Genomic DNA, 25,001 nt, shown 5'->3' with positions numbered 1-25,001 from the left:
TCGTCTCTTGCATATAAGTCAACTTTTGTGTCAACTCATTTCAGGACGGTACACCTGTTACTCTGCCATTTTTAGCATACACTTCAACAGCACCGATCTCATTTTTGTATAGCTCAAAAGTAGCCGGTGCCTCAATTGCTGGACTATTAGTTTCGACTTCCTCTTTGTCACAAGCAACCAGAATTGAGAAGAGGATAATCGCCAGTAGGCTGCGATTCAATGTGTTTACCATTTGCATTTAGTTACAATACTTATCTTTGGCTTAAGTTATCAGTTAAAACCGGACAGCAATCATCAATTTATAGTTCAATTTAGAAGCGACAGGTATAGCGTTCGCATTGATTATGCAGTATGAAAAACAAAAGCCCCGGCAAATTGCCGGGGCTTTTGTTTTATCATGAGCTATTAGCTTAGAATCTTTTCCAAAGCGGGCCGTTCTTGGAAGCGTACTTTCCGATCTTGCCCTGTTCTTGCAGTTCCTGCAGGTGCGCTTCGGCCTCGCTGGTTTTTAAACCTGAAAGCACCGAAAACTCTTTGGTGGTAAGCGTGCTGTACTTGCCGAAAAGTGAGGTATAGCTTGTGTCATACTGCTGCTTGGTGGCCTCCGGATGGAGTTGAAGCAGCGCCTGCTCGTACTGCGCATACGGACGTGAGCCATATACCAGAATGCGGTTATCGTTTCCGTCGGTCACAAAGATGGTTGGGAAACCACGTACGCCCAGCTGACGCGCCAGCGCCAGATCCTGCTGGAACAACTCAACAGCTTTGCCTTCGAAGTCAGCCTTGAGCTGAGCCACATCCAGGCCGGTTTGCTCGGCGGCCAGCGCCAGGTTATCCCAGCGGGCAATGTTCTTCTTCTCCAGGAAGATCATCTCCTTTATTCTTCTCAGGAACGCCCCGGCTTTGTCCTCTCCCTGCAACTGGGCCGCCTTAAAGGCAATGGAAGGCGGATAAGAAGATGGCAACGGGTCTTCCAGCCACAGGTCGCCGTCTATGGGCATCTCGTAGTGGGCACCGGCTTCTTCCCAGTGCTGGGCTACGCTGGCAGGTCCGTTCACGTCACGGCCGCCGTAGGCTTCCCAGCTTGGCAGCAGGCCGCCCATGCGGTACTCCACCTCGAAGTATGGGCCGTACTCCAGCGCCAGTTTCTTCAGTTGCGGATCGATGCCCCAGCACGAGGAGCAGATCGGATCGGTAAAGTAGAGCAGCTTGATTGGTTTCTGGGCTGCGGCGATGTTGGTATCTTCTGTTGTGGCCTGCGCTCCCGGAATTTCGCACATACCGGTCTCAATATCGCAATGCATCGTTGGTTTCGTCTCCATAATATTCTATCTTGTGTTAAACTTTATAAAAATCAGCCTGTTAGCCAGTAGCCAGCAGGCTTTTCTGAATTACTTTTACAAAGGTCGGACTAAACCTTCGGAGAGTCAATTAGTCAAAAAAACATGACTACCAACAATTTACATCAGGAGGAAGCGAGCTGCCCGGCCGAGGGCATTCTAAAGCAGTTATCCGGGAAATGGAAGCCGCAGATTTTCCGGCTGGCCCTGGATGGGCCGGTACGGTTCAACGGTTTGCTGCGCCAGCTGCCGGGTTCCAACAAGCAATCAGTAGCGACGGCGCTCAAAGAGATGGAGGAGGCGGATATCCTGGTGAAGACCGTGGTGCAGGAGAAACCCCTGCACATAGAATATACCTTGTCAGAGAAAGGACGGGCAATGGTGTCGGTGTTCAGAGGTATGGAAAGTTTCTTAACCTAAGGCTCAGGCCAGTTTTACCAGCCAAATTCCGACGAAAGTAGCCAGCAGCCCCAGCAGCACACTTGCCAGAACATAGGCAATAGCGCTGCTTACCTGCCCGTTTTGCAGCATATGCACCGTTTCGTAGGAGAACGCTGAGAACGTTGTAAAGCCACCCAGTATACCTGTTGCCAGGAACAAACGCCAGTCTGGTGTAATGCCACCTTTAGCACCAAGTCCAAACACCACCCCGATCAGCAAGCAGCCGATAATGTTGACAGTAAGTGTGGCAAAAGGAAAAGGAATCGTAGACCTTGCCTGGATAAACTGTGACAACAGATACCTGCAAGTACCGCCAATAAAGCTGCCTGCTCCTATTGCTAATAGTATTTTCATCTCAAACTATGATGCAGCTTAGTGCTTCTGCTCGTAATCGTAGTTCACCATCCACTGGATACCGAACTTATCGGTGAACATGCCAAACAGCGCCCCCCAGAAAGTTTTGTTCAGCGGCATGGTTACCTTGCCTCCTTCCGATAGGCCATCGAACAGACGCTTGGCTTCGTCTTCGTTCTCCGCATTGATGGAGATGGAGAAGTTGTTGCCCATCACGGTTGCCTGACCGAAGGCCTCTGAAGAGTCGCTGCCCATCAAAGTCGTTTCTTTGCTGATCGGCAGGGAGATGTGCATGATCTTGTTTCCTTCAGCTTCCGGGAGTGGGTTCTCAGAGGGCATGTCTTTGAAACGGCCCACGTACGGGAAATCGCCGCCGAATACGGACTTGTAAAAAGCAAAGGCTTCTTCGCAGTTGCCTGCAAAGGTGAGGTAAGGGTTGATGGATGCCATTGTGATTAGTTTTTGGTTTATATAAGGCAATTTACCTCTAATATACCATAATCAGCATATAACTCAACCGCCAGCACGCAAACTTTATCACTGGTTGTTGCAGGTATAGCAATCTCACTTCTCATATGGTACCAACTTCCCATCGTCTTTCACCAGCCAAGCCTTTTCTGCGTGGTCCAGTATGTCTTCTTTGGCATCCGAAAAGGCTTCCACGATCTTGTAGGATTTGCCCTTGAAGTGCTTATCGAGGCGTTTGATCTTTTCTTCATCCTTACAGGCCTTGCCTTCCACGATGTAGGTCGTGCCGTTATACCTGGTCGCCGTGCCGAAAACCGCATCGATCGGGTATAGCTCGAACAGCGGGTTGACGTATACCTCCAGCGCACCTGTGGCGCAGATCACCTGCACTCCCTCCTGCCTATACCTGTCCAGTTTGGCTTTGATCTCTTTGTTAAATTCGCCGGGAAACTCCTCCTTCCAGAACTCGCGCGCATATTTTTCAACCTGCTCAGGCGGGATGTTGTCGAGGTAGTTGAAGAAGTTCTCCTTGAACTCCGTCATCCGGATCTGGTTCATTTTGAGGAGCGCCTTGTAGTAGAGCATCTGGAAATAATAGCCCAGCTTGTGGGGTTTCTTCTTGCCAATAAACTTGAAGAACTCCTCTTTGGAGCTCTTGGTATAGAAAGTGCCGTTCAGGTCGAACACGACAACTTTTATTTCCTCTTGCTTGCTTTCCGTCATACGCTGGTGCTTTATACCTGCCGCAGCAGGTATGGAGTTTACGGAAAACCGACGAATTGGGCTGATGAAAGCGGGAAGAGAGCAGTTATGGGATTACTTACCGGGTAGCAGCACCCCTTCTCAAATGGAAATTTCAGTCTAGGGGATTCTCCCCATGAGAGGAGAATCCCCTACCGCTACAGTACATGATTCGCTGCATCCACTTTTGCAGAAGAGCAATAGGACAGGGCAAAGCTATACCTTCTGCAATAGCAAGGTCAGGATGCGCGGTATACCTGACTTCTCGGGGTCATCGAAAAATTCGTTCAGGTCGACCAGTTTCAGGCCATATTGTTTGGCCGATTGCACGAACTCCGAAACGTGGTGGGTATAGCACTCGACTTCCTGCCGTCCTTCTTCCGTATCGAAGTGGGCTTTCGTGCCGGTGTACTGCTTGAACGGATGCAGCTCGCCGATGTAGACGTATCCTCCCGTTTTGAGGACCGCTGCGGCCTGTTCAAAGATGAAGTCCAGTTGCTGGATATGCTCCAGCACCAGGCTAAAGGTGACAAGGTCGTATACCTGCGTCGCGAATTGCCAGGGCTGGGTGATATCGGCCTGCAGGAAGGCTGCTTTGTTCGAGCTCACTTTCTTACGGGCGCGCTCCAGCATTTCTCCGGATAAATCCACTGCCGTGACATGCATGGCTTTTCGTACCAGCCACTCCGTATTTTTGCCGGTGCCACAGCCAATTTCCAGGCACGTCTCAAAAGGCACATCGGCCAGCGTGGTGCGCAAGGCTGTGGCTTCCAGGTCGCGGGTTCGGTTCTTGTTGGTGTCGTACTGCGCGGCCCAACTGTTATAGGCTTCTTCTACGGTCATAGGTCTTTCAGCATCCAGATGTTGCAAGCGTAGTGGCCCGAGTTGCCCAACGCATACGGTATGGGTTTGAAGCCTGCTTTCTCATACATCGATACGGCTTTGGCCAGCTCGGGGAACGATTCCAGGTATAGCTGTTTGTAACCTAGCTCTCTGGCTGCGGCTATACTTTGCTGCATCAGTTGGTTGCCAATCCCCTTGCCTCTGGCTTCGGCGGACAGGTAGAATTTCACCAACTCCGCACAGCCCGCAGGCAGGCCTCCGGTTGGGTATACGCCACAGCCTCCCAGGATGGTGCCATTTTCTTCGGCCACAAAGTAAGTGCTGCCCGGCTGCTGAAACAACTCGTACAAAGCATCGGTGGTCGGGTCGGTATATACCGTGCCGGGCTTGTCGATCTTAAACTCCCGGAAAACCTTTCGGATTAAGGTTGCCAGTGGTTCGTTGTCGGAGAGTTGGATGGGGCGGATGGTGAGGGGCATGGGATATTTTGTTGTACTCGCGTTAACCGTCGAGAATTTACTTCTAAGAGTCTGGTCGGGCGAAGTGACGCTATCGTTAGGCTACTGGAAGCCGGGGTATTTGCCCTGTCTGCCAAAATCAGGTAGGCAAGGATATTAGCGTGTATGATGCGCTGTTGAACTTTTATTTTTCGAAAACAGATAGTTTTTGGCAAAAAGCACCACGAGTACGACCAAGAAAACATAGTAGAGTGAAGTGGTGACGCTTTTGATTACCGAAAAGCCGGAAGCTACGTTTACGCTACTTGCCGTGATGGCAGGATACGACTTTATAAAATAGATGATAAAGAGATTCTCCACATAATCCGCTGCTCCCGCAAGTATAGGAAGGTAGGCAAGGTAGAAGTACTTCGTATCAATTCTCCCTACCTTTTTGAGCAGGTAAGCGAAGAGCAAAGAATAGGTAATGGCAAAAAAAGCGGGGTATAGAAAGTCAAGCGGTAATTGCCTTGTCAGGTAGTAGTCACGGCCGCTTACCCCAAGTTTGCTTAAAAGCAGGGTAACATACTCCTGATTATAGCCAAGAGGCAGCATGTCAAGCGGCTTGTACCCTTCTGCCAGAAAAACCAGATGCTCTATTGTAATGAACAACATGGTGAGATAAATGGCAGAAGCCAGGATAAAAAATATAAATATTTTTCTCCCTTTCAGGTTGTTCAGCATGAGACCCTTGATAGTCATTTTCTTTATCGGATAAATTTTTGATTTCTGGTAAACCTAAACCTCTACTATTCAACTATCAAATATACCGTATCGGCCCAGCCCTACAAGCAATTCTCCTCCTTTTTATAATGTAACACCTCCTTACCACTATCCTTTCAGAATACCCTATATTTGCAGCGCAAACCAAGCGAACAGGCACTTACAGGCTCAGCTCTTATGCGGTAATCGCCAGAAAACAGAATTTGAAACTACTCTACGACATCGGACTGAAGGCTTACCAGGCGGCTATTGCCTTGGCGGCACCTTTTCACCAGAAGGCGAAGCTGATGCAGACAGGCCGTGAAAGGCAGTTCGAGCGTATGGCTCAGCAGCTGCAAGGCAACACAGCGCCGGTCGTGTGGTTTCATTGCGCGTCGCTGGGTGAGTTTGAGCAAGGACGGCCTGTGATGGAGGCCTTTCGGGAGGAGTATCCGGGGTATAAGGTGGCGCTGACGTTCTTCTCCCCTTCGGGCTACGAGGTGCGCAAAAACTACGCGGGGGCCGACTACATCTTCTACTTACCACTCGACAGCCAAAGCAATGCCAACCGCTTTCTGGACATCGTGCAGCCAAAGCTGGCCGTGTTTGTAAAGTACGAGTTCTGGCACTACTACCTGCAGGCGTTGCAGGAGCGGGCTATACCGGTCATGTCCATTTCGGCTATTTTCCGCCCTGACCAGGTGTTCTTCAAACCCTACGGCAGCTTTAACCGGAGCATGCTGCAGCGCTTCACACACCTTTATACCCAAAACGAGGCTTCGCTGAAACTCCTGCAAGGTATAGGCATCACCAAAGCCAGCATTGCCGGCGACACCCGCTTCGACCGTGTGCTGCAGACAGCTGCCAGCGTAAAAGCTATACCTGTAGTGGAGGTATTTGCGCAGGGCAAGGAGGTGTTTATGGTGGGTAGTAGCTGGCCTGCTGATATCGAGGTGCTGTTACCGCTGATCCAGAAACACCGACAAGGTATACAGTTCATCATCGCGCCGCACGAGATTCACGAAAGCGGCATCAGTCAGCTGATGAAACAGCTCGGCGAAGGGGCGGTGCGCTTCTCGCAGGCCACGGAATCTGATGCCGGCAGGTATAACGTGCTGGTGATTGACAACATCGGCATGCTCTCCTCGCTTTACAGCTACGGCACTTATGCTTACATTGGCGGGGCCTTCGGCAAGGGACTGCACAACACGCTGGAGGCGGCTGTGTTCGGTTTGCCGCTGTTCTTCGGGCCGAAGTTCGACAAGTTTCAGGAGGCCAAGGATCTGGTGCAGCTAGGCTGTGCTTTCCCAATCAACAATGCGGACGAACTACTGCAGGCTTTTGAGCGGGTGCATACTACACCCGGACTGCGCCAGGGTATAACCGACAAAGAAAAAACTTACGTACACGAACAGGCGGGTGCCACAGCCAAAATAATGGCCGATGTGCGCCAACTGTTGAAATAAAACGAATGAAGGGAGTTGTAGTAAAATCGACGGGATCGTGGTATTTAGTGCGTGATGCAGAGGGTAAACTGCACCGGGCGCGTCTGCGCGGCAAGTTCAAGCTCAAGGGCCTAAAGGTGAGCAACCCGCTGGCCGTCGGCGACCGTGTGGAGTTCGACGTGGAAACCACGGGCGAAGACACAGCCGTGATTCACAAGATCGAAGACCGCGAAAACTACATCATCCGCAAATCCACGCACAAGGCCGAGCACGCACACATCATCGCCGCCAACCTCGATCAGGCGCTGTTGATAGCTACGCTGGTATCGCCACGCACTTCCTTTGGCTTCATCGACCGCTTTCTGGTAACGGCCGAGGCTTACGGTATACCTACCGTGATTGTGTACAACAAAACCGACCTCTACGACGAGGACATGCAGGAATACCAGCGGCAGATCGCCTACCTGTATGAACGCATCGGTTATAAAGTGATGGGTGTTTCGGCACACGCCAACCAAAGTATAGAGGAACTCAAAGAATTGCTGCACGGCAAAACTTCGCTCTTCTCGGGCCACTCCGGTGTGGGCAAGTCCACGCTCATCAACCTGATCGTACCCGATCTCGACCTGAAAACCTCCGAAATCTCCGGCTTCTCCGACAAAGGCGTGCACACCACCACCTTCGCCGAGATGTTCGAGATTGATTCTGAGACGTTCATTATTGACACACCCGGCATCAAAGAACTCGGCATCGTCGACATCCCCAAACAAGAGCTCGGCCACTTCTTCCCCGAAATGCGCGAGCGCCTCAACCAGTGCCGCTTCAACAACTGCACCCACTTCAACGAACCCGGCTGCGCCGTGGTAGAGGCCGTCCGCCACAACGAAATCGCCCTGACCCGGTACGAGAGCTACCTGAGCATGCTGCAGGGAGAGGATAACAGGAAGTGATTTGAGTTGGGGAGTTTAGGAGTTTGAGATTTGTAGGGACAGGTCGCGACCTGTCCGAATCGTGCACAAGTAGAATTTGTCTGAATATTCATATAAGCTCCCTATTCCCAAGGGTCTTTTTCTCTGTTGCCGTCCTGAAGGTATAAGCGCTATAGTTTCTGTTCTTAATCAGAACACTGGCTCTACCCACCCCTTCCCCTCCCGAGAGGGGAATTTCTGCCGTTACTTCTTTGCAGGTATAAGCGTTGTAGTTACTGCAGTTCCTTTGCTGGACCGGGTCCAACCACCCCTTACCCCTCCTTGTCTAAGGCGGGGAGTCGGTAACTGCCAGTTCTCAGGTATAAGCGCTGTAGTTTTCGATATTGCCACGGTCTGCTGGCAGGTATTGCAAGAGTAACTTGCACGCTAGCGACAAAGCAGACAGCGGTACCAGGTGCACTTTTGACGATTTTTTGTTTGAGCGGTCAGCGAGTTCAAAACGTCTTGATTTTTTTGCTTACTTTTTTCATCAAGGAAAAAAGTGAGTGCCCGCCGCACAGGCGAAGCTATACAACGATATCATTTGCTATACCTGCAAAAGGCATTAGCCACAGTGCAAAGCAGGCTATACCTATACCTATACCTATACCTATACCTATACCTATACCTATACCTGGGCTGGAGGCCCCACCATAGCAGACACGAGTGTGGACGCACGCTCCATCAAGTTATACCTGCAAACCCGCCCCGCCCGGCCAGGCGAAAAGCCAGATGCAACCTCAACTACAAACTCCCCCACTCCGTTAGTAAATAATCAACCTCACCACGACCACTATGAAAATCGAAAACGCGAATATCCTGATCACAGGCGGCACACTCGGCATCGGCTACGCTACGGCCCAGTTACTCATCAAGCACGGAGCCAATGTAGCCATAACCGGTCGTGACGAGAAACGGACCAACAAGGCAGCGCGGGAACTTGGGGCATTGCCCATCACAGCCGATGTGGCAAATCCGGAAGACGTGAAGCGGACCTTCGAGACATTTATGAGTGAATATGGCCGGCTCGATGCGCTCATCAACAACGCAGGTATAGGCATATCCAAAAAGCTGGAAGATGTGACGCTGGAGGATTTTCAGCAGGTATACAGCGTCAACGTGTTTGGCGCCGCCATGATGGGGAAGCGGGCGGCGGAGATTTTCAAAAAGCAGAACTACGGCAACATCATCAACATCGGCTCCACAGCCGCGATCAAAGGCTACGAAGGAGGCTCGGTATACGCATCGTCTAAGTTCGCCCTGCGCGGCATGACCCAGTGCTGGCAGGCAGAGTTGCGGAAGCATAATGTGCGGGTTATGTTGCTCAACCCCAGCGAAGTGACCACCGCCTTTGGCCGTGAAGACAGAGAAGAACGTGACAGCCAGCCAAACAAACTGCGGGGCTACGAAATTGCGCGGGCTATTAAAGGGGCGCTGGAGCTTGATGACCGGGGCTTCATACCTGAGTTGGCGGTGTGGGCGACAAACCCATTCTAAGTTTACAGAGCCGCTTCTTTAACTGGCACCAGTACCTTGTCGATCGTGTGCAGCACACCATTGCTGCTCATGCCGTCGGGCTTTTCCATCAAGGCATTGCCGATCTGAATTTTATCGTCACGCTTAGCCACTTTCAACTGGTGGCCGGCCGCTGTTTTCAGAATGGCGCCATCCTGCAAGTCGCTCGTGGTCAGCTTGCCTGCAATAATGTGGTTGTTGAGCAGTTGCTGCACCAGTTCACGGTGCTCGGAACTTTCCAGGTTATCGCGCAGGCTGTCAGGTAAGCCCCGGAAGGCGGCTTCTGTAGGGGCGAGAACGGTGTATGGGCCTGTGCCACTCAGGCTTTTAGCTACGCCTGCCTTGCGCAGAAGGGAGTTAAAAGTGCTTAAATCACTGTTGGCGGCGATATTGTCTAACAAACTGCGAGCAGATACGCGAGCATCATTGGTGCTCTCCGGACTTTGGAGAGCGTTGGCGGCTTGCGCCTCAACAGGTCCCTTGGCCTGCAGTGCATCGGCTCCCTCCTGCCGGGCGGCTTCGTTTCCGGTTTGGCTATTATTGGATTGGTCGCAGGCAGTGATCAGCAGCATGGCCAGTCCAAACAAGGTGAGTAGGTAGGGAAATGCTTTCATGGTAGGCTCGGGTTCTAATCGGATTCTGGTGTCGGGCTATAATACAATTACTGTTTTAGAGCGCATCAAGTTTTGGCAAATACCGGGCCATTCATCCGTTCAGCCAAATCACAGGTTCTGTGTATGGCTCTCCACCAATATTTTGCGTACTTTTGTACTTATTCGTATTCCATTATTCCAAAAGATTAAAATTATGAGAACCGCAGAAATCCATACCGGCAAAGGTGTCATGAAAGTAGAGTTTTATGAAAAAGACGCGCCAAAGACGGTAGAAAACTTTATAAAACTTGCCAAAGAAGGCTTTTATGACGGCCTGACCTTCCACCGCGTTATTCCTGACTTCGTAATTCAGGGCGGGTGCCCTAACTCACGCGAAGGCGCCAAGGGCGTGCCGGGCACTGGTGGCCCAGGCTACAAAATCGACTGCGAGTTGACCGGTGAAAACCAGTATCATGACCGCGGTGTGCTGAGCATGGCGCATGCCGGCCGTAACACAGGTGGGTCACAGTTCTTTATCGTACACAATCGCAAAAACACTGCCCACCTCGACCGTAACCATACCTGCTTCGGCAAGGTGGTAGAAGGCGTGGACGTGATCGATCAGATCCGCGCCAACGACAGGATTGAGAAGATCGTGGTGAACGAAGAGTAGGCACCCTACCCGGGTACAGACAACAGAAAAGGCCGCCCAGACGCGGCTTTTCCTGTTTAAAAGCGCTTCACTTCAGCAGATTAATATCGTCCATTTCTATATATAAACCCTTATTCTTAAGGATTAATTCTTAATTTTACCTGAAAGGGACACTTCGTTCCGGACAGAAAATGCAGCCACTTACACGGTGTTTGCCCGTTCCTGTGATTTCCTGAACCTATACCTGTAACCGGCAGGCACCCACTACCGCCCTGCCACTACCCTGTTTATGAAGAAATTAGCTTTACACTGGCAGATTCTGATCGGCATGGTGCTAGGAGTAGCCTGGGGTATTTCTGCCAGCTCCTTCGGCCTCATCGAGTTCACCGCTGACTGGATCAAGCCCTTCGGCACCATCTTTATCAACCTGCTCAAACTGATCGCCGTTCCGCTCGTGCTCGTCTCCCTGATCACGGGGGTAGCCAGCCTGAGCGACATCAGCAAACTCTCCCGCATCGGCACCAAAACGATCGGCCTGTACCTCATGACGACACTGCTGGCTGTAGTGCTGGGGCTTGTCATCGTGAACATAGCGGAGCCCGGCAAAGCGTTTTCACCCGAAAAGCGTGAGGAATTTAAAGCCCAATACGCTGGCGCTACCGACCAGCGCTCTTCTGCTGCGGCTGCCGTAGAAGAGCAGGGGCCGCTGCAGGCACTCGTCGACATTGTTCCTGACAACATTTTTGCGGCCATGACTAACAATGCCAGTATGCTGCAGGTTATCTTTTTCGCCCTCCTTTTCGGCATCGCCCTGATCATGATACCCCGGGATAAGTCGGGCCCGGTCAATATCTTCTTTGAAAGTGTGAACCTGGTCATCCTGAAAATGGTGGATATCATCATGATGGCCGCTCCCTACGGCGTGTTCGCCCTGCTGGCAGGCCTGGTAGTAGAATTTGCCGGCGACGATCCTTCGGCCGCTGCCGAGTTGCTGCTCGTGCTTGGCTATTACTGCATTGTCGTAACCGCCGGCCTGGCCATTATGATGTTTGTGGTTTACCCGCTCCTTATCAAAATCCTGGGCAAGAGCAGTTACGTTGACTTTTTCAAAGGTATTTTCCCGGCTCAGATGCTGGCATTGTCTACCTCCTCCAGCGCAGCTACACTGCCGGTTACCATGGAGCGCTGCGAAGAACGCCTGGGCATCAACCGCGAGATTACCAGCTTTGTGCTGCCCCTCGGCGCTACTATCAACATGGACGGCACGAGTTTGTACCAATCGGTGGCGGCTGTGTTCATCGCGCAGGCCTATGGCATGGATCTGTCGCTGGCGGCGCAGGCCGGTATAGTGCTCACGGCCACGCTTGCTTCCATAGGATCGGCTGCCGTGCCCGGTGCGGGCGTAGTGATGCTCGTGATCGTGTTGCAGCAGGCGGGTATCCCAATCGAAGGCATTGCCCTGATCCTGGCCCCTGACCGTTTGCTCGACATGCTGCGAACGACTGTGAATGTGACCGGCGATGCCGCAGTGGCCATGATCGTGGCCCACTCCGAAGGGCAGCTGCACCCCCCTGTTCTCGAAGACATTGGCCTGAAAGGCTAAGCAATCCTGACCATCGAACACAAACACAAGGCTGCCCCTGCGGTCTTGTGTTTTTTTATGTACCTTGGTTAACTATACCTCACCTCAACGGGTATACAGAGGCACACTACTTAGCGCAGGTATGAAGCAAAAAGACATGCAACTATTCCGGCTATACCCACTCGGCGACAGCGCCATCACGGTGCAGTTCGGCGATCGCATCGACAAAGCGACCCATGCCAAGGTACGCGCTTTCAGTACTTACCTGGACCGCCACCCGTTTGCCGGTTTTGTGGAACAAGTGCCGGCCTACAACACTGTTACCGTGTATTACGAGCCCTGTCAGGCGAGCGAGCGGGGCTTCTACAACCCCTACACCCGCGTAACCGAGCAACTACAGTATATTCTCAGAGTAGCCCGCGAAAACGACAAGTCCGCTGCGGCCCGCACAGTGGAGATTCCGGTGTGCTATAACGGCTCCTTCGGACCTGATCTGGAGTACGTGGCCCGTTATACCAAACTCAGCCCGCAGGAGGTAATTGCCAGCCACACACGCGGCAAGTACCAGGTATACATGATTGGCTTCGCGCCCGGCTTCCCATACCTGGGCGGGATGGCCAAAAAGCTGGCTACGCCCCGGAAAAAAAATCCCAGACCACGCATCCCTGCCGGATCAGTAGGTATAGCAGGCGGCCAGACGGGCATCTACCCCATCGAGACGCCGGGCGGTTGGCAACTGATCGGCCAGACACCCCTCCGGCTGTTTGACCCGAACCGGGAGCAGCCCAGTCTGCTGCAGGCAGGCGACCAGGTAAAGTTCCTGTCCATTTCAGAGGACGAGTTCTGGCATCGAAAGGAGCAGTTGCATGGGGCTTGAGATCATCAAACCAGGTATGCGCACCACCGTGCAGGACAGGGGCAGGTATGGGCACCAGAAAGAGGGCATCATCACAAGCGGTGCCATGGATAGCTTTGCCTGCAGAGTTGCGAACATGCTGGCCGGCAATGCGGAGGAGGAAGCCGTGCTGGAGATCACACTCACCGGCCCCACTATCCACTTCACCGATGACCACCTGATCGCCCTGACCGGTGCCGACCTCTCACCCGAGCTTAATGGGGAACGGGTGGCCATGTGGCGGCCTTTTCTCGTGAAGAAAGGTGCCACGCTGTCTTTTGGAGTGTCCTTATCGGGTTGCAGAGCTTATTTGGCCGTGTCGGGAGGTTTAGACATACCTAAGCTGATGGGCAGCTATGCCACCTACCTGCAGGCAGGTATAGGCGGCTACCAGGGAAGGGCGCTGCAGGCCGGAGATCTTATACCTTGCCACAGCCCCACGCCCGCAGGTATAGCCCTGTTCTCACAAGTGTCAGGCGCCACCAGCGGGCACGCTTACACGGCTGTTCACTGGACGCCCGATCCCCAGTTTTATCCTGCTTATAACCCAAACCCAACCATCCGCGCCATCAAAGGTCCCGAGTACGAACTCTTTTCGGATACCAGCCAGGGGCAGATCTGGTCGGAGCGTTTCCAGGTATCGGCGCAGTCAGACCGGATGGGCTACCGGCTACAGGGCGTCTCGCTATACCTGAGCGAAGAAACGGAGCTGATCTCTACTGCCGTTACATTTGGCACGGTGCAGGTGCCGCCCGAGGGCACACCAATCGTGCTGATGGCCGATCACCAGACAACAGGCGGCTACCCGCGCATCCTGCAGGTAGTTAGCGTCGATTTACCTATCTTGGCGCAGGTCGTGCCAGGCCAGACCATTGCGTTTGAGGAAGTGTCGCTGGAGGAAGCCCAGCAGCTTTACATCCGGCAGGAACAGAATCTGACCCAACTGGCCCGTGCCATTCACCTAAAGCACAACATATGAACGAACCCCTCTCCGTTGACCTGAACTGCGACCTGGGCGAGAGTTTTGGCGCCTACCGCATGGGCAATGACGAACAGCTACTGCCCTTTGTCACATCGGCCAACATCGCCTGTGGCTTTCATGCCGGCGACCCGGGCGTGATGCGCAAAACCGTACAGCTTTGCCTGCAGCACAACGTGGCCATCGGTGCACACCCCGGCCTCCCCGATCTCGTGGGTTTTGGCCGACGCAACATGGCCGTGTCAGCGGAGGAAGTATACGATATGGTGGTATACCAGATAGGGGCACTGCAGGCCTTTGTGCAGGCCGAGGGCAGCACGCTGCAACACGTGAAACCGCACGGCGCCCTCTACAACATGGCCGCCACCGATACCAAACTTGCCGAGGCCATCGCCGAAGCTGTGTACAAGGTAAACCCCGAAGCGCTGCTTTACGGACTGGCCGGAAGTGAACTCATCCAGGCGGCCAAGCGACTACAGCTTGGCGCTGCCAACGAAGTGTTTGCCGATCGTACCTACCAGCAGGACGGCACGCTTACTTCCCGCCGCCAGCCCGATGCGCTTATCACCGACCCAGACAAAGCCGCCAGCCAGGTGCTGCGCATGGTGCGGGAAGGCAAGGTGCTGTCGCAGCAGGGGGTGGAAGTAGGTATACAAACTGATACGGTTTGCATCCACGGCGACGGCCCGCATGCGCTGGCTTTTGCGCGCCATATACATGAAACCTTGCAGCGCGAAGGTATAGCGCTTGCCAGACCCAACGCGCAGCGCCCATGAAGCAGAAACGCAACTGGAGCGTGCTGCTCGGTGCTGCCTTCTTGATGGCGACATCTGCCGTCGGGCCCGGCTTTCTCACCCAGACTACCGTCTTCACGCAATCGCTCGGTGCCAGTTTCGGCTTTGTGATACTCGCTTCCATTATCCTCGATATTGGGGTGCAGCTGAACGTATGGCGTGTGATTGCGGTGTCAGAAAAGCGGGCGCAGGATATTGCCAACATGCTTATGCCGGGCCTTGGACTGTTTGTGGCGGTGCTGATTGTGCTGGGTGGTTTTGCTTTTAACATTGGCAATGTGGGTGGTGCGGGACTTGGATTTAACGTGCTATTCGGTAGTTCGCCGGAGCTGGGAGCCATCATCACCGCAGGTATAGCCATTGGCATTTTTTTGGTGCGTGAAGCCAAAAAGGCAATGGACCGCTTCGCCCAATTCATGGGGATGCTGATGATCTTGCTGATCGTGTATGTGGCCATCACCTCCTCCCCTCCCCTTGCCGAGGCAGCCATCAAAACCTTGCTGCCCGACCAGATCGACCTGATCGCCATCATTACGTTGGTAGGCGGCACGGTAGGCGGTTACATTACGTTTGCCGGCGGTCACCGTCTGCTCGACGCCGGGGTGAAAGGCGAAAGTGCTTTGCCGGAAGTGAACACCAGCGCTGTTTCAGGTATAACGGTGGCATCCATTATCCGCATCTTTCTGTTTCTGGCAGCGCTGGGAGTGGTGAGCAAAGGCCTTGTGCTCGACGAGAGCAATCCGCCAGCCTCTGTCTTTCAGTTGGCTGCCGGCAACGTAGGATATAAGCTTTTCGGCATCGTGATGGTGTCAGCGGCCATTACCTCAGTGATCGGATCGGCTTATACCTCAGTTTCCTTTATCAAGTCCTTCCACAGGAGCATCGAGCGTTACGAAAACTGGTTTATCATCGGCTTCATCCTAGTCTCCACTGCCATCTTTGTTACCATTGGTAAACCGGTGCACCTGCTTATCCTGGCGGGTGCTCTAAACGGACTCATCCTGCCCATCACGCTCGGCACTATTCTGATTGCCGCTCACAAAACGAAGATCATCGGCAGGTATAAGCACCCGCTGTGGCTGACGGTTTTTGGTCTACTGGTGGTATTGGTGATGGCCTGGATGGGTGGCTATACCTTGGTGAAGCAGTTGCCGGCGTTGTTTGGGTAATAAAAACAAAAAGCCAGAAGCAGTCCTTATACCGCTTCTGGCTTTCAACTCTTTAACTCTTAAATTCCTAAACTCTCAAACTCCTAAAAGTCGTCTTCGTCCTCTTCCTCACCGAAGCTTGGCATGGTGAACATACCGCTGAGCAGGTCTTTGAACTGCAGGCCGGTGCTGAGTCGGTTTTTGCTGAGCTGACTGTGTTCGGCCAGGCCGTGCAGGGCAAACTCCATCATGAACAGCTTCTCTTCTCCTTTTGCTTCGGGGCGATATTTCTCCACCAGTTCACTCAGACCAGGTATAGCCTGCAGTGCTTTTTTGTATTCCGATGCGGTGGCATCATTCAGGATATCAACTGTATTGCCATCGCCAAACCAGTCCGTTATTTTCTTATACGGGCTGCCTTCTTTTGACTTCTTGCCTTTATCCGGATCAGGGAAATAATGGAGGAATTGGGTGCGGATGGCCTTGCCCATGAGCACCTGCGCCACATGCCCGGCGCCTTCCTGCTCACCTTCGTACACCAGCTCCACTTTACCCGTCACGGCAGGTATGGTATTCAGGAAATCGGACAGTCGCACATAGGTTTTGCCCTCGCCGTTCAGCAGAGCACGTCGCTCGGCCGCACTCAGCAGACTCTCAAAAGCCGAAATGGTCAGACGGGCCGACACACCGCTTTTGGCATCCACATACTCACTCTCACGTGCTTCAAATGCCACCTGCTCTATCAGATCGCTGATTATGTCGTTGGTCGTGACCAGTTGCTCTTGCTCTTCCTTAATATGCGCTTCCTGCTGGGTGATCTTCTTGCCGATCGCAATAGACTTCGGATAGTGCGTGATGATCTGCGAGTCGATGCGGTCTTTGAGCGGCGTTACGATGGAGCCCCGGTTGGTGTAGTCCTCTGGGTTGGCCGTGAACACAAACTGGATGTCGAGTGGCAAGCGTACTTTGAAGCCCCGGATCTGGATGTCGCCTTCCTGCAGAATATTGAACAGGGATACCTGAATGCGGGCCTGCAAATCGGGCAGTTCGTTGATCACGAAAATGCCCCGGTGCGAACGTGGAATCAGGCCGAAATGGATCACCCGCTCATCAGAATAAGGCAGCTTGAGCGTGGCCGCTTTGATGGGGTCAGCATCGCCGATCAGGTCAGCCACCGATACATCGGGGGTGGCGAGCTTCTCGGTGTAACGATCGGAGCGGTGCATCCAGCCGATGGGCGTATCGTCGCCGTGCTCATGTATCTGGTCTTTGGCGTAGCGCGAAAGCGGCTGCAACGGGTCGTCGTTCAGCTCGGAGCCCTGCACAACCGGTATGTACTCGTCGAGCAGGTCCGCCATCAGGCGGGCGATACGCGTTTTGGCCTGACCGCGCAAACCGAGCAGGTTAATATGGTGCATGGAAAGTATAGCCCGTTGCAGGTCCGGCACCACGGTTTCTTCGTAGCCCCAAATGCCCGGGAACACCTCTTCTTTGCGCTGCAGTCTGCGGATCAGGTTACGGCGAAGCTCCTGCTTCACAGTTTGCGGTTCGTACCCGGCGGCACGTAACTGACCAAGGGTCTTTATCTTCAGTAAGTTCTCTGCTTTAATGTCTTCGTATTGCATTCTCTTTTGGTTGAATGTCTGTTAAATGGTTTAATTTCCGGCGGGAGTTTCAGGTAAACTGTATTTTGCTTTTATGAAAAAGATCCCGCTTTATAAAATGCTGGAATTGATCGGGCTATTACTGTTTATAGTCGCGTTCATTTCCAGGCTGTATTTCGAGCTTAGCACTTCTGTGTACTACACCGCCTTAGGCGCTTTACTCCTTTTGTTTTTGTATGCCAGTTCACTTAAGAAAAAGCATCGTTAAGTGTTTACGGGTTCGATTTGCCTGGTATGCGCAAACTCGCTTTCCGGTTTTTAATTGCAAAGAATCCCTTTCCAGGCGGAAAGTTTTGGTGTACGATTCGGACAGGTCGCGACCTGTCCCTACAAGGTTGCACCCATGCTGCGTTGCACCACGACGTTACGGTGTAACGTCACTACAGATAAACTTTCTACCTTTATAACTTTTCACCTTTCTAACTTAAAAGCTTTTCTTCCGATTGCGACCGTAGTCGCGGAACACCAGGTGGCCCAAGCCTTTGAGTGAGCTGTAGTACGCCTGGCCGTTATTCACTTTGGTAAACTCGTCTACGAATTGCTGCAGGTAGGGATCCGATGCGATCATAAAGGTGGTGATCGGTATTTTGATGCGACGGCATTGAGCAGCTAGGTTCAGGGTCTTGTTCACTACCTTGCGATCCAGTCCGAAACTGTTTTTGTAGTAGTGCAATCCTTCTTTCAGACAGGTTGGCTTGCCATCCGTAATCATGAAGATCTGCTTGTTAGGCGTCTTTCGCTTCCGCAGGATGTCCATCGCCAGCTCCAGCCCGGCCACCGTGTTGGTATGGTACGGCCCCACTTCCAGGTATGGCAAGTCCTTTATTTCAATCTGCCAGGCGTCATTGCCAAACACGATCACATCGAGCGTATCTTTTGGGTACTTCTGCTTCACCAACTCGGCCAGCGCCATCGCCACTTTTTTGGCCGGCGTAATGCGGTCTTCCCCGTACAGGATCATCGAGTGCGAAATGTCGATCATCAGCACGGTGGACGACTGCGTTTTGTGCTCCGTCTCCATAATTTCGAGGTCCTGCTCCGTCAGTCGGAAGTCAGAAAGGCCGTGGTTGATTTGGGCGTTGCGGATGGAGTCGGTCATGGAGATCTGCTCCAGCGCATCCCCGAAACGGTACTCCCGGCGGTCGGTGCTGGCCTCGTCGCCTATACCTGTCTGAGGTGTGGCATGGCTCCCTTTACCGCCTTTTTTCAGCTTGCCAAAGATCTCTTCCAACGCGCTTTTCCGAATGTTCTGCTCACTTTTAGCGGTCAGTTTCAGTACCCCCTCTTCCTGCGGATTCTCGTCGATATACCCGTTCTTCTTGAGGTCTTCGATAAAGTCGCCGATGCCGTAGTCATCGCTGGTCAGGCCATACTGCTTGTCCAGCGAACTGAGCCACGCCAGGGCCTCAGCCACATCTCCGGACGTGATCATGACCAGTTGCAGGAAGATCTTCAGCAGCGACTCAAAGCCCTGCTTATCGTCTTGCGGCGGAATGTACTCTGCAAATCTATATCCTATACTCATAACCTCTCTCCTGATTTATACTCTAACAACGCTACACACACGAATGTTCGTGCACACCGGTTCTTATACGTGAAATGCCCTGAGCGGCTTTGGCTGGGTTGGGTTGGTACTGGTTAAGATAAGGACAATATCCCCTACTTCCTTTGAAGAGGACTTTTGGCCTTTACCGTTTCTCAGGCATAGCCTCGTCATTACAGCAGCTTCATTGCAGTACCGGGTCCAACCACCCTTAACACCTCCTTGTCCTTGAAGAGGGCCCCCTACCCCCAGGAGGGGAGCCTATTGTCGCCGTCTCAAAGGTATAGGCTTCATAGCTTCATTTTCCGTGCACGATTGACATCCCCCTGCCCCCTTCAAAGGGGGACTTGCGGTTGAGACCATCTCACAGGTATAGTTTTGTAGTTGCTCAAGTTTAAAGCCTATACCGGATCAAACCACCCCTAACCCCTCCTTATCCAAGGTGGGGAATCTGTGACTGCCACTCCAAGGTATAGCTTCGTAGTTTGCTACGCTTCAAGATCCCTAGCAGGTATAGCAAGACATCCTTGTCCCTCCAGCGATGAAAAAGAAAGCCTTAGCCAGGTGCGCCAATGACGATTTTTTTGCCTACTTTTTTCTTTATCGAGGGCCCCTACCCCCATCAAGGAAAAAAGTAGGGCCCGCCCGGCCAGGGCAGGCTACAAAGCAAGTCAGGTTGCTATACCTGCAACTGCCGCTACGCCAGTTACAAACAGACCTAATGTTCAATTGCACATATCTTATAACAGCAGGGGGCAGGCTGCTTTCGCAACCTGCCCCCTGCTGTTATAAGATATAGCTCTCGCTAATTAGTCAATCCAACGGAACTTGTACTCCAATTGTGGCGATCTCATGCGCTCCGCTACTCTTTTGAGGCGGTCTGGCAGCGCGGTTAAATAATCGCGGGCACGCTCGCCGGCATCATTCAAACCAGAAACTGTTTCCAGCTTCCACTCTTTCACAAGGTCGCTCAGAATGTCGGTATAATCGAGGGCAGTATAAACGTTAATGCGTTGGGCGGCATCGGTGAAGTGTCCGAAGGTCTTGCCCATGTCCACACCAAGCTCACGCATGTAATGTGCCGGCATCACGATCTTCTTGCGCATCATGTCTTCAAAAGCCAGCATCATCTCGTTCGGATCAGCTTCAAATATTTTGCCTACAAAGGCCTTGTATGCTTTGGCGTGACGGGCCTCGTCAGAAGCCACGTAACCGCAAAGCTTGGCCAGCATGCCGTCGCCCTGCTTTTTGGCGATCTGGGCCACGCGGCGGTGCGACAGGTTGGTAGCTGTTTCCTGGAAAGAGGTATACACGAAGGCGCGATACGGATCGTTGTCCGTTTGCAGGTCGAAGCCATCGGCAATCAGGTACTGCGTAGAAGCCTCCATTTCGCGCATGTTGATGCGGCCGGTCAGGTAGAGGTACTTGTTCAGCAGGTCACCATGGCGGTTCTCTTCGGCTGTCCAGGCACGATTCCACCGCATCCACGGACTCTCTTCGTTCTGCGGCAAATCTTTTATGGTCATCAGCCAGCTCTCGTAAGTTGGCAGCGCTTCTTCAGTAATGGTATCGCCTACCAGCACGGCAAGCAGGTCGTAGCTCAGGTCACGGGCACGCTCCTGCAGGTTCTTCACTTCTTCAAAAAAGTTTTCCATGCGGGCGTCAGGCAGTAGATCAGCTGGTTGCCAGCTGTCTTCTACAGACTTTAGAAACTCTGTCATCTTCTCGTGGACAAAGTCTTCCATCCACTTCATGACTTCTACACGGGAGGCAATGGCTGTAATCATGGTATTGTTTTAGGCGATTGAAATTCAAATATAGGTATTTATACTAAAATAGTTGTCCGCAGCGTAATATTAAGTTAACTCTCTGTTAAAAAAGGAGTTCAGGTTCGGCGTCATATTTAACCCTCCACCTCTCCATTATCAAAAGCACATACCATCAAACACACCCAGGATACCTTATACTTACGCAGAAACGGAAAACAGTTTACACGTTTACCTGCAATGTATAGTAAGTCCCTGATAGAGTGCAATTTCAGCGTCTTAAAATCTTCTGATACAGTATTCTAAGGAAGCGCAGGTCTACTTTAAGTTTGTTGATGAGATGGAGGGTGCGGTACACCGGTCCTAGTCCGGCGTGCTGCCGCAGCAGGTCCAGAAACTGTTCAGCCTGCTGGTAGTGGCCCGTCAGGTAGGCGTGCCGGGCCTCGTATTGCAAGCGGCGGGTCAGGGCGCTTTTCTCCCCGGCACTTTGGACCAGTTTGGTTGCTTTCCGGCAAACCAGAACCGTAGAGGTTAACTGTCTATCGCCGGGTTTGTAGAGTTGCTTCGAAAGCGAATTGGCATGCAGACGGCGTTTGGTGGTGATCGCGTCCAGAAAAAAATACTTATACCTGCGGGAGGAGCGCACCCAAAAGTCAAAGTCTTCATAAGCCAGTGTTTCATCGTAGCCTTGAAGTTCCTCAAACACCTGTCGCTTCATCATCATGGTAGGCGGACAGATAAAGTACCGCCCCAACAGATGCTGAAAAATGTCACCGGAGGGTGCAAAGGAAATCACCTCGCCCCTCTGGTTGCGCTTGTAGTGAAAGCGCACGTGACGGCCTTCATCATCAATGTACTCCGCATCCGAATACACGACGCCGTAAGTATCATCCAGCTTTTCGAAGGCCGCCACCTGCTGCGCCACCCGCTCGGGCAAGAGCACGTCGTCAGTCGCAAAATCGATGACGTAGGCGCCTTTGGAAGCACGCCAGGCCAGGTTAAATGCCCTGGTGTTGCCTTGGTTCGTGCCTGTACTCAGGAAGGTGAGCTGCGGATATTGCCGGACATATTCCTGAATGACGGCGACACTGTTATCCGTGCTGCAATCATCCATGATGATGATCTCCAGATTCGGGTAAGTCTGGGCCAGCACCGAGTCCAGCGCCTCGGCGATAAAGCGCTCGTGGTTGTAGCAGAGGCAGATGACCGACACCAGCGGAAGTGCAGTAGGATCAGCCATGGCGCTCAAAGAAAGTGTGAATACAGGTGATAACTGCCTCCTGCTCAGCCTCCGTCATGCCCGGAAAAAGCGGCAGACTCAAACTTGTTTCGGCCAGCTCTTCCGCTACCGGAAAGTTTCCCTTTTTATAGCCCAGAAAGGTATAAGCTTCCTGTAAATGCACCGGCACCGGGTAGTGGATGGCCGTCTGTATGCCTTGTGTTGAAAGGTACTGCTGCAAAGCGTCGCGCTGCTTTGTCCGGATGTTGAAAATGTGGTATACATGGGTGCAGTCCGGCGCTGTGACAGGCAGCACCAGGTCGTCTATACCTTGCAGTCGGGTCAGGTATACCTGCGCCAGCCGCTGTCGCTCGCTATTCAGCGCATCGAGGTGTTGCAGCTTCACGCGCAGTGCGGCGGCCTGCACCGTGTCGAGGCGGGAGTTAATGCCTACGATCTGGTTGTGATATTTCTGCTGCTGCCCATAGTTATGGTACATGCGGACGTAGTCAGTCAGCGCTGGGTCTGACGTAACGACAGCGCCGCCATCGCCCAGCGCGCCCAGGTTTTTAGTAGGGTAAAAGCTGGTGGCACTGATGCGGCCAAAACTACCGACCGGACGACCTTGGTAGCTGGCTCCCTGTGCCTGTGCAAAGTCTTCGATGATAGTCAGGTTGTGCTTGGCAGATAGTTCCAGAAAGCCCGCCATCTCGCAAGCCTGGCCATAGAGGTGCACCGGTATGATGGCTTTGGTGCGTGGTGTGACGAGCACAGCGGCCTCAGCGGCAGTCAGGTTACAGGTATAGCGGTCGGGTTCGGCCAGCACAGGTATAGCGCCCACCTGCACCACGGCATTCACGGTCGCGATGAAGGTATTGGCCGGCACGATCACTTCATCGCCCGCTCCTATACCTGCGGCCTTCAGGGCCACCACCAGCGCATCGTAGCCATTGCCGACCCCGATGGCCCTACCTGCCTGCACGTAAGCGGCAAATTCATTTTCGAACGTTTCCACCTCCTCGCCCAATATGTACTGCTGACTCCGAAAGGCACGCAGCACCGCCTCCTCTACCTGTTGGTTTATACCTGCAGGAAAGTCACGGAAAGCAAAGTATGGAACCTGGGTTATGGGCATAGGGATAGACGGTATTTACAGAGCCAGGTGTGCTGCCAGGCGCTTGAACGTGGTGTAATCGCGGATGTAGTCGGACTCCTCGAAATCGGTGGAGGTCAGGCAGACAGCTATGGTTCCCGGCGCAAAATACAGATCGGTCCAGCACATGGCTGGCAGGTATAGCCCGATGGCCGGGTTGTCGAGCACAAAGGTCTGCTTGCTTTTGCCATTATCCGTTTCCACTGTAATACTCCCAACGGCGGCCACCAGCACCTCTTCGGTAGCCTTGTTGGCGTGCTGCCCGCGCAACACACCCGCCGGGGTGCCATAAGTCCAGAACACCCGCCTGATCGCAAAGGGGATGTTCCGGGCTAGTTGCGTAGAGGCGATGAAGCCTATTTCCTGGCTGCCGGTCTCGGCAAAGTGGATCAGGTAGGGTGTGGCAGACAAGAGAAAAAATTTAGTACTGCCACAAATTAAAACAATTTCAGTTAATGTGCCTATACATCCGGCTCCGGCTTTGCCCTTGCAGACGCTTCTGTTACTTTTGCAAAGCATGGCGTGCTGCCCGCCCCAGCCTTTATACCTGCGCTATAGCTGACGCTGCGTGTGCTGTCGTGCGTTTCGCCTGGGTTTATATGCAGGATTTTCCAGTGAATGAATGTGTATACTCTCAGGCCATTGTAGCTAATTACATCACCTGTACTGCTAAGAAGCTAACCTCCACAGGCAGGATTGTTGCGCCGCAACCGCAGGTGCTGCCTGTGTATCAGGAGATAGCCGCTCATGTGCTTTAAAATTATGGAAGATACCTACCGCACCGTCGAATCGCCTTCTGAGGGCATCTACAAAGAGAAAGGCAGTAAATTCATTGCCCTGGCCTACCCGGTTTACACGGAAGAGGAAGTGAAAGAGATTCTCTCCGACCTGCGCAAGCAGTACTACGACGCCCGTCACCACTGCTACGCCTACAGCCTGGGCGCTGACAAGAGCCGCTACCGCGCCAACGACGACGGCGAGCCCAACCACTCCGCCGGTGACCCCATCCTGGGCCAGATCCGCTCCTTCGACCTGAGCAATGTGCTAGTTGTGGTTATACGCTACTTCGGCGGCACCAAACTCGGCGTCAGCGGCCTGATCAACGCCTACAAAACCTCCACTGCCGAAGCCCTCACCAACGCCACCATCGTTGAGAAGCACGAAACCACCCTGCTGCAAGTGCACTTTGCTTACCCGCAAATGAATGATGTTATGGGTCTGGTGAAAGAGTACGAGCTCGGCGTAAAAGACCAGCAATTCGAACTCGACTGCCGCATGACGCTGGAGGTTCGGAGAAAGCTGGAGGAGGAAGTGAGGGGTAGGTTGGAAGGAATGGAGGGAGTTACTGTGGAGTAGTGGTTGACTGGAACAGGATTTAAAGGATTTTAAGAGGGCACCTACCCCAGTACAGGGGAAAGAGTTTTCGTGCACGATTGACATCCCCCTACCCCCTTCTTTGTCGAGGGCCCCTTCCCCCAAGGGGGGCTTCTGTCATTACCTGTGTCAGGTATAGACTTTATAGCTTCAGCCATTCTCATACAGTACCGGGTCCAACCACCCCTGCCCCTCCTTATCCAAGGAGGGGAGTCTGTAGCTGCCAATTTACAGGTATAAGCGCTGTAGTTTCAGTTACGCTCACAAACACACTGGCAGGTATAGTAAGACTAACTTGCCCCGGAAGCTATGAAGCAAATAGCGC

27 protein-coding genes are annotated in these 25,001 nt (G+C 52.9%); 12 read left to right on the top strand and 15 right to left on the bottom strand.

The features are described 5' to 3' along the window. Positions 1–40: 40 nt before the first annotated feature. Complete coding sequence (locus IEV97_RS12925; protein ID WP_188501888.1) at positions 41–238, bottom strand: hypothetical protein; 198 nt, start codon at positions 236–238, stop codon at positions 41–43. A gap of 172 nt (positions 239–410) precedes the next feature. After that, the gene (locus tag IEV97_RS12920; RefSeq protein ID WP_188501887.1) at positions 411–1,322 is read right to left on the bottom strand and encodes a ClpXP adapter SpxH family protein; all 912 of its coding nucleotides are present in this window, start codon (positions 1,320–1,322) and stop codon (positions 411–413) included. Positions 1,323–1,445: 123 nt separating this feature from the next. Here IEV97_RS12920 and IEV97_RS12915 point away from each other — a divergent pair, with 123 nt between their 5' ends. Beyond that, positions 1,446–1,760: a winged helix-turn-helix transcriptional regulator gene (locus IEV97_RS12915; RefSeq protein WP_188501886.1), complete on the top strand. Its 315-nt coding sequence runs from the start codon at positions 1,446–1,448 to the stop codon at positions 1,758–1,760. A gap of 3 nt (positions 1,761–1,763) precedes the next feature. On the opposite strand, the gene crcB is transcribed toward IEV97_RS12915, so the two are convergent. From crcB to IEV97_RS12885, 6 genes are all read right to left on the bottom strand, one after another. Next, positions 1,764–2,135 (bottom strand): fluoride efflux transporter CrcB, encoded by a 372-nt coding sequence (crcB, locus tag IEV97_RS12910; protein WP_188501885.1) that lies wholly within the window; start codon positions 2,133–2,135, stop codon positions 1,764–1,766. 18 nt (positions 2,136–2,153) lie between these two features. Further along, complete coding sequence (locus IEV97_RS12905; protein WP_188501884.1) at positions 2,154–2,585, bottom strand: VOC family protein; 432 nt, start codon at positions 2,583–2,585, stop codon at positions 2,154–2,156. Between the two features lie 114 nt (positions 2,586–2,699). Continuing rightward, positions 2,700–3,326 carry an HAD-IB family phosphatase gene (locus tag IEV97_RS12900; protein WP_188501883.1) on the bottom strand — a complete coding sequence of 209 codons (627 nt, stop codon included), beginning with the start codon at positions 3,324–3,326 and terminating at the stop codon, positions 2,700–2,702. A gap of 234 nt (positions 3,327–3,560) precedes the next feature. Then, a complete protein-coding gene (locus tag IEV97_RS12895) occupies positions 3,561–4,187 on the bottom strand; it encodes a class I SAM-dependent methyltransferase (protein ID WP_188501882.1) in 627 nt (208 codons plus the stop codon). Beyond that, positions 4,184–4,666 carry a GNAT family N-acetyltransferase gene (locus IEV97_RS12890; RefSeq protein WP_188501881.1) on the bottom strand — a complete coding sequence of 161 codons (483 nt, stop codon included), beginning with the start codon at positions 4,664–4,666 and terminating at the stop codon, positions 4,184–4,186. The genes IEV97_RS12895 and IEV97_RS12890 overlap by 4 nt, the downstream gene beginning before the upstream one ends. Before the next feature lie 135 nt (positions 4,667–4,801). Continuing rightward, entirely contained in the window at positions 4,802–5,386 is a 585-nt protein-coding gene (locus IEV97_RS12885; RefSeq protein WP_188501880.1) for a hypothetical protein, read from the bottom strand. A 224-nt stretch (positions 5,387–5,610) separates the two neighbouring features. On the opposite strand from IEV97_RS12885, the gene IEV97_RS12880 reads away from it, so the two are divergent. The 4 genes from IEV97_RS12880 (at position 5,611) to IEV97_RS12865 (ending at position 9,296) form a co-directional block, all read left to right on the top strand. Then, positions 5,611–6,852, top strand: coding sequence for a 3-deoxy-D-manno-octulosonic acid transferase (locus tag IEV97_RS12880; RefSeq protein ID WP_188501879.1), 1,242 nt, complete (start codon positions 5,611–5,613; stop codon positions 6,850–6,852). A gap of 5 nt (positions 6,853–6,857) precedes the next feature. Beyond that, on the top strand, positions 6,858–7,781 hold the full coding sequence (gene rsgA, locus IEV97_RS12875; RefSeq protein ID WP_188501878.1) for a ribosome small subunit-dependent GTPase A: 924 nt from the start codon (positions 6,858–6,860) through the stop codon (positions 7,779–7,781). Between the two features lie 492 nt (positions 7,782–8,273). After that, positions 8,274–8,456 carry a hypothetical protein gene (locus IEV97_RS12870; protein WP_188501877.1) on the top strand — a complete coding sequence of 61 codons (183 nt, stop codon included), beginning with the start codon at positions 8,274–8,276 and terminating at the stop codon, positions 8,454–8,456. A gap of 138 nt (positions 8,457–8,594) precedes the next feature. Further along, on the top strand, positions 8,595–9,296 hold the full coding sequence (locus IEV97_RS12865) for an SDR family oxidoreductase (RefSeq protein WP_188501876.1): 702 nt from the start codon (positions 8,595–8,597) through the stop codon (positions 9,294–9,296). Positions 9,297–9,298: 2 nt separating this feature from the next. On the opposite strand, the gene IEV97_RS12860 is transcribed toward IEV97_RS12865, so the two are convergent. Beyond that, positions 9,299–9,928: a fasciclin domain-containing protein gene (locus IEV97_RS12860; protein WP_188501875.1), complete on the bottom strand. Its 630-nt coding sequence runs from the start codon at positions 9,926–9,928 to the stop codon at positions 9,299–9,301. 193 nt (positions 9,929–10,121) lie between these two features. On the opposite strand from IEV97_RS12860, the gene IEV97_RS12855 reads away from it, so the two are divergent. The 6 genes from IEV97_RS12855 (at position 10,122) to IEV97_RS12830 (ending at position 15,978) form a co-directional block, all read left to right on the top strand. Then, a complete protein-coding gene (locus IEV97_RS12855; RefSeq protein WP_188501874.1) occupies positions 10,122–10,580 on the top strand; it encodes a peptidylprolyl isomerase in 459 nt (152 codons plus the stop codon). 268 nt (positions 10,581–10,848) lie between these two features. Then, positions 10,849–12,162, top strand: a complete 1,314-nt coding sequence (locus IEV97_RS12850) for a dicarboxylate/amino acid:cation symporter (RefSeq protein ID WP_188501873.1) — start codon at positions 10,849–10,851, stop codon at positions 12,160–12,162. A gap of 121 nt (positions 12,163–12,283) precedes the next feature. Further along, positions 12,284–13,018: a 5-oxoprolinase subunit PxpB gene (gene pxpB / locus IEV97_RS12845; protein ID WP_229733931.1), complete on the top strand. Its 735-nt coding sequence runs from the start codon at positions 12,284–12,286 to the stop codon at positions 13,016–13,018. After that, positions 13,008–14,015, top strand: a complete 1,008-nt coding sequence (locus IEV97_RS12840; protein ID WP_188501872.1) for a 5-oxoprolinase subunit C family protein — start codon at positions 13,008–13,010, stop codon at positions 14,013–14,015. The genes pxpB and IEV97_RS12840 overlap by 11 nt, the downstream gene beginning before the upstream one ends. Further along, positions 14,012–14,791, top strand: coding sequence for a 5-oxoprolinase subunit PxpA (gene pxpA / locus IEV97_RS12835; protein ID WP_188501871.1), 780 nt, complete (start codon positions 14,012–14,014; stop codon positions 14,789–14,791). The genes IEV97_RS12840 and pxpA overlap by 4 nt, the downstream gene beginning before the upstream one ends. Further along, positions 14,788–15,978: an NRAMP family divalent metal transporter gene (locus tag IEV97_RS12830; protein ID WP_188501870.1), complete on the top strand. Its 1,191-nt coding sequence runs from the start codon at positions 14,788–14,790 to the stop codon at positions 15,976–15,978. Before pxpA ends, IEV97_RS12830 begins: the two co-directional genes overlap by 4 nt. Positions 15,979–16,061: 83 nt before the next feature. Here IEV97_RS12830 and IEV97_RS12825 read toward each other — a convergent pair whose 3' ends face one another. The 6 genes from IEV97_RS12825 to IEV97_RS12800 all read right to left on the bottom strand — a co-directional run bounded on the left by IEV97_RS12825 (position 16,062) and on the right by IEV97_RS12800 (position 23,713). Continuing rightward, positions 16,062–17,582, bottom strand: coding sequence for a sigma 54-interacting transcriptional regulator (locus tag IEV97_RS12825; RefSeq protein ID WP_188501869.1), 1,521 nt, complete (start codon positions 17,580–17,582; stop codon positions 16,062–16,064). Positions 17,583–18,045: 463 nt separating this feature from the next. Then, the gene (locus IEV97_RS12820) at positions 18,046–19,146 is read right to left on the bottom strand and encodes a vWA domain-containing protein (protein ID WP_188501868.1); all 1,101 of its coding nucleotides are present in this window, start codon (positions 19,144–19,146) and stop codon (positions 18,046–18,048) included. 827 nt (positions 19,147–19,973) lie between these two features. Further along, positions 19,974–20,951, bottom strand: coding sequence for an acyl-ACP desaturase (locus IEV97_RS12815; RefSeq protein ID WP_188501867.1), 978 nt, complete (start codon positions 20,949–20,951; stop codon positions 19,974–19,976). A 250-nt stretch (positions 20,952–21,201) separates the two neighbouring features. Further along, on the bottom strand, positions 21,202–22,170 hold the full coding sequence (locus IEV97_RS12810) for a glycosyltransferase (protein ID WP_188501866.1): 969 nt from the start codon (positions 22,168–22,170) through the stop codon (positions 21,202–21,204). Next, complete coding sequence (locus tag IEV97_RS12805; RefSeq protein ID WP_188501865.1) at positions 22,163–23,284, bottom strand: DegT/DnrJ/EryC1/StrS family aminotransferase; 1,122 nt, start codon at positions 23,282–23,284, stop codon at positions 22,163–22,165. Before IEV97_RS12805 ends, IEV97_RS12810 begins: the two co-directional genes overlap by 8 nt. 15 nt (positions 23,285–23,299) lie before the next feature. Beyond that, positions 23,300–23,713 (bottom strand): sugar 3,4-ketoisomerase, encoded by a 414-nt coding sequence (locus tag IEV97_RS12800; protein ID WP_188501864.1) that lies wholly within the window; start codon positions 23,711–23,713, stop codon positions 23,300–23,302. A 351-nt stretch (positions 23,714–24,064) separates the two neighbouring features. On the opposite strand from IEV97_RS12800, the gene IEV97_RS12795 reads away from it, so the two are divergent. Beyond that, entirely contained in the window at positions 24,065–24,658 is a 594-nt protein-coding gene (locus IEV97_RS12795; protein WP_188501863.1) for an IMPACT family protein, read from the top strand. The last annotated feature ends 343 nt before the right edge of the window (positions 24,659–25,001 follow it).

The organism is Pontibacter amylolyticus (assembly GCF_014638845.1).
In the GTDB taxonomy this organism is placed as follows: domain Bacteria; phylum Bacteroidota; class Bacteroidia; order Cytophagales; family Hymenobacteraceae; genus Pontibacter; species Pontibacter amylolyticus.
The sequence above is the reverse complement of the archived record's forward strand: the minus strand, read 5'-3'. Positions and strand labels throughout refer to the sequence as shown.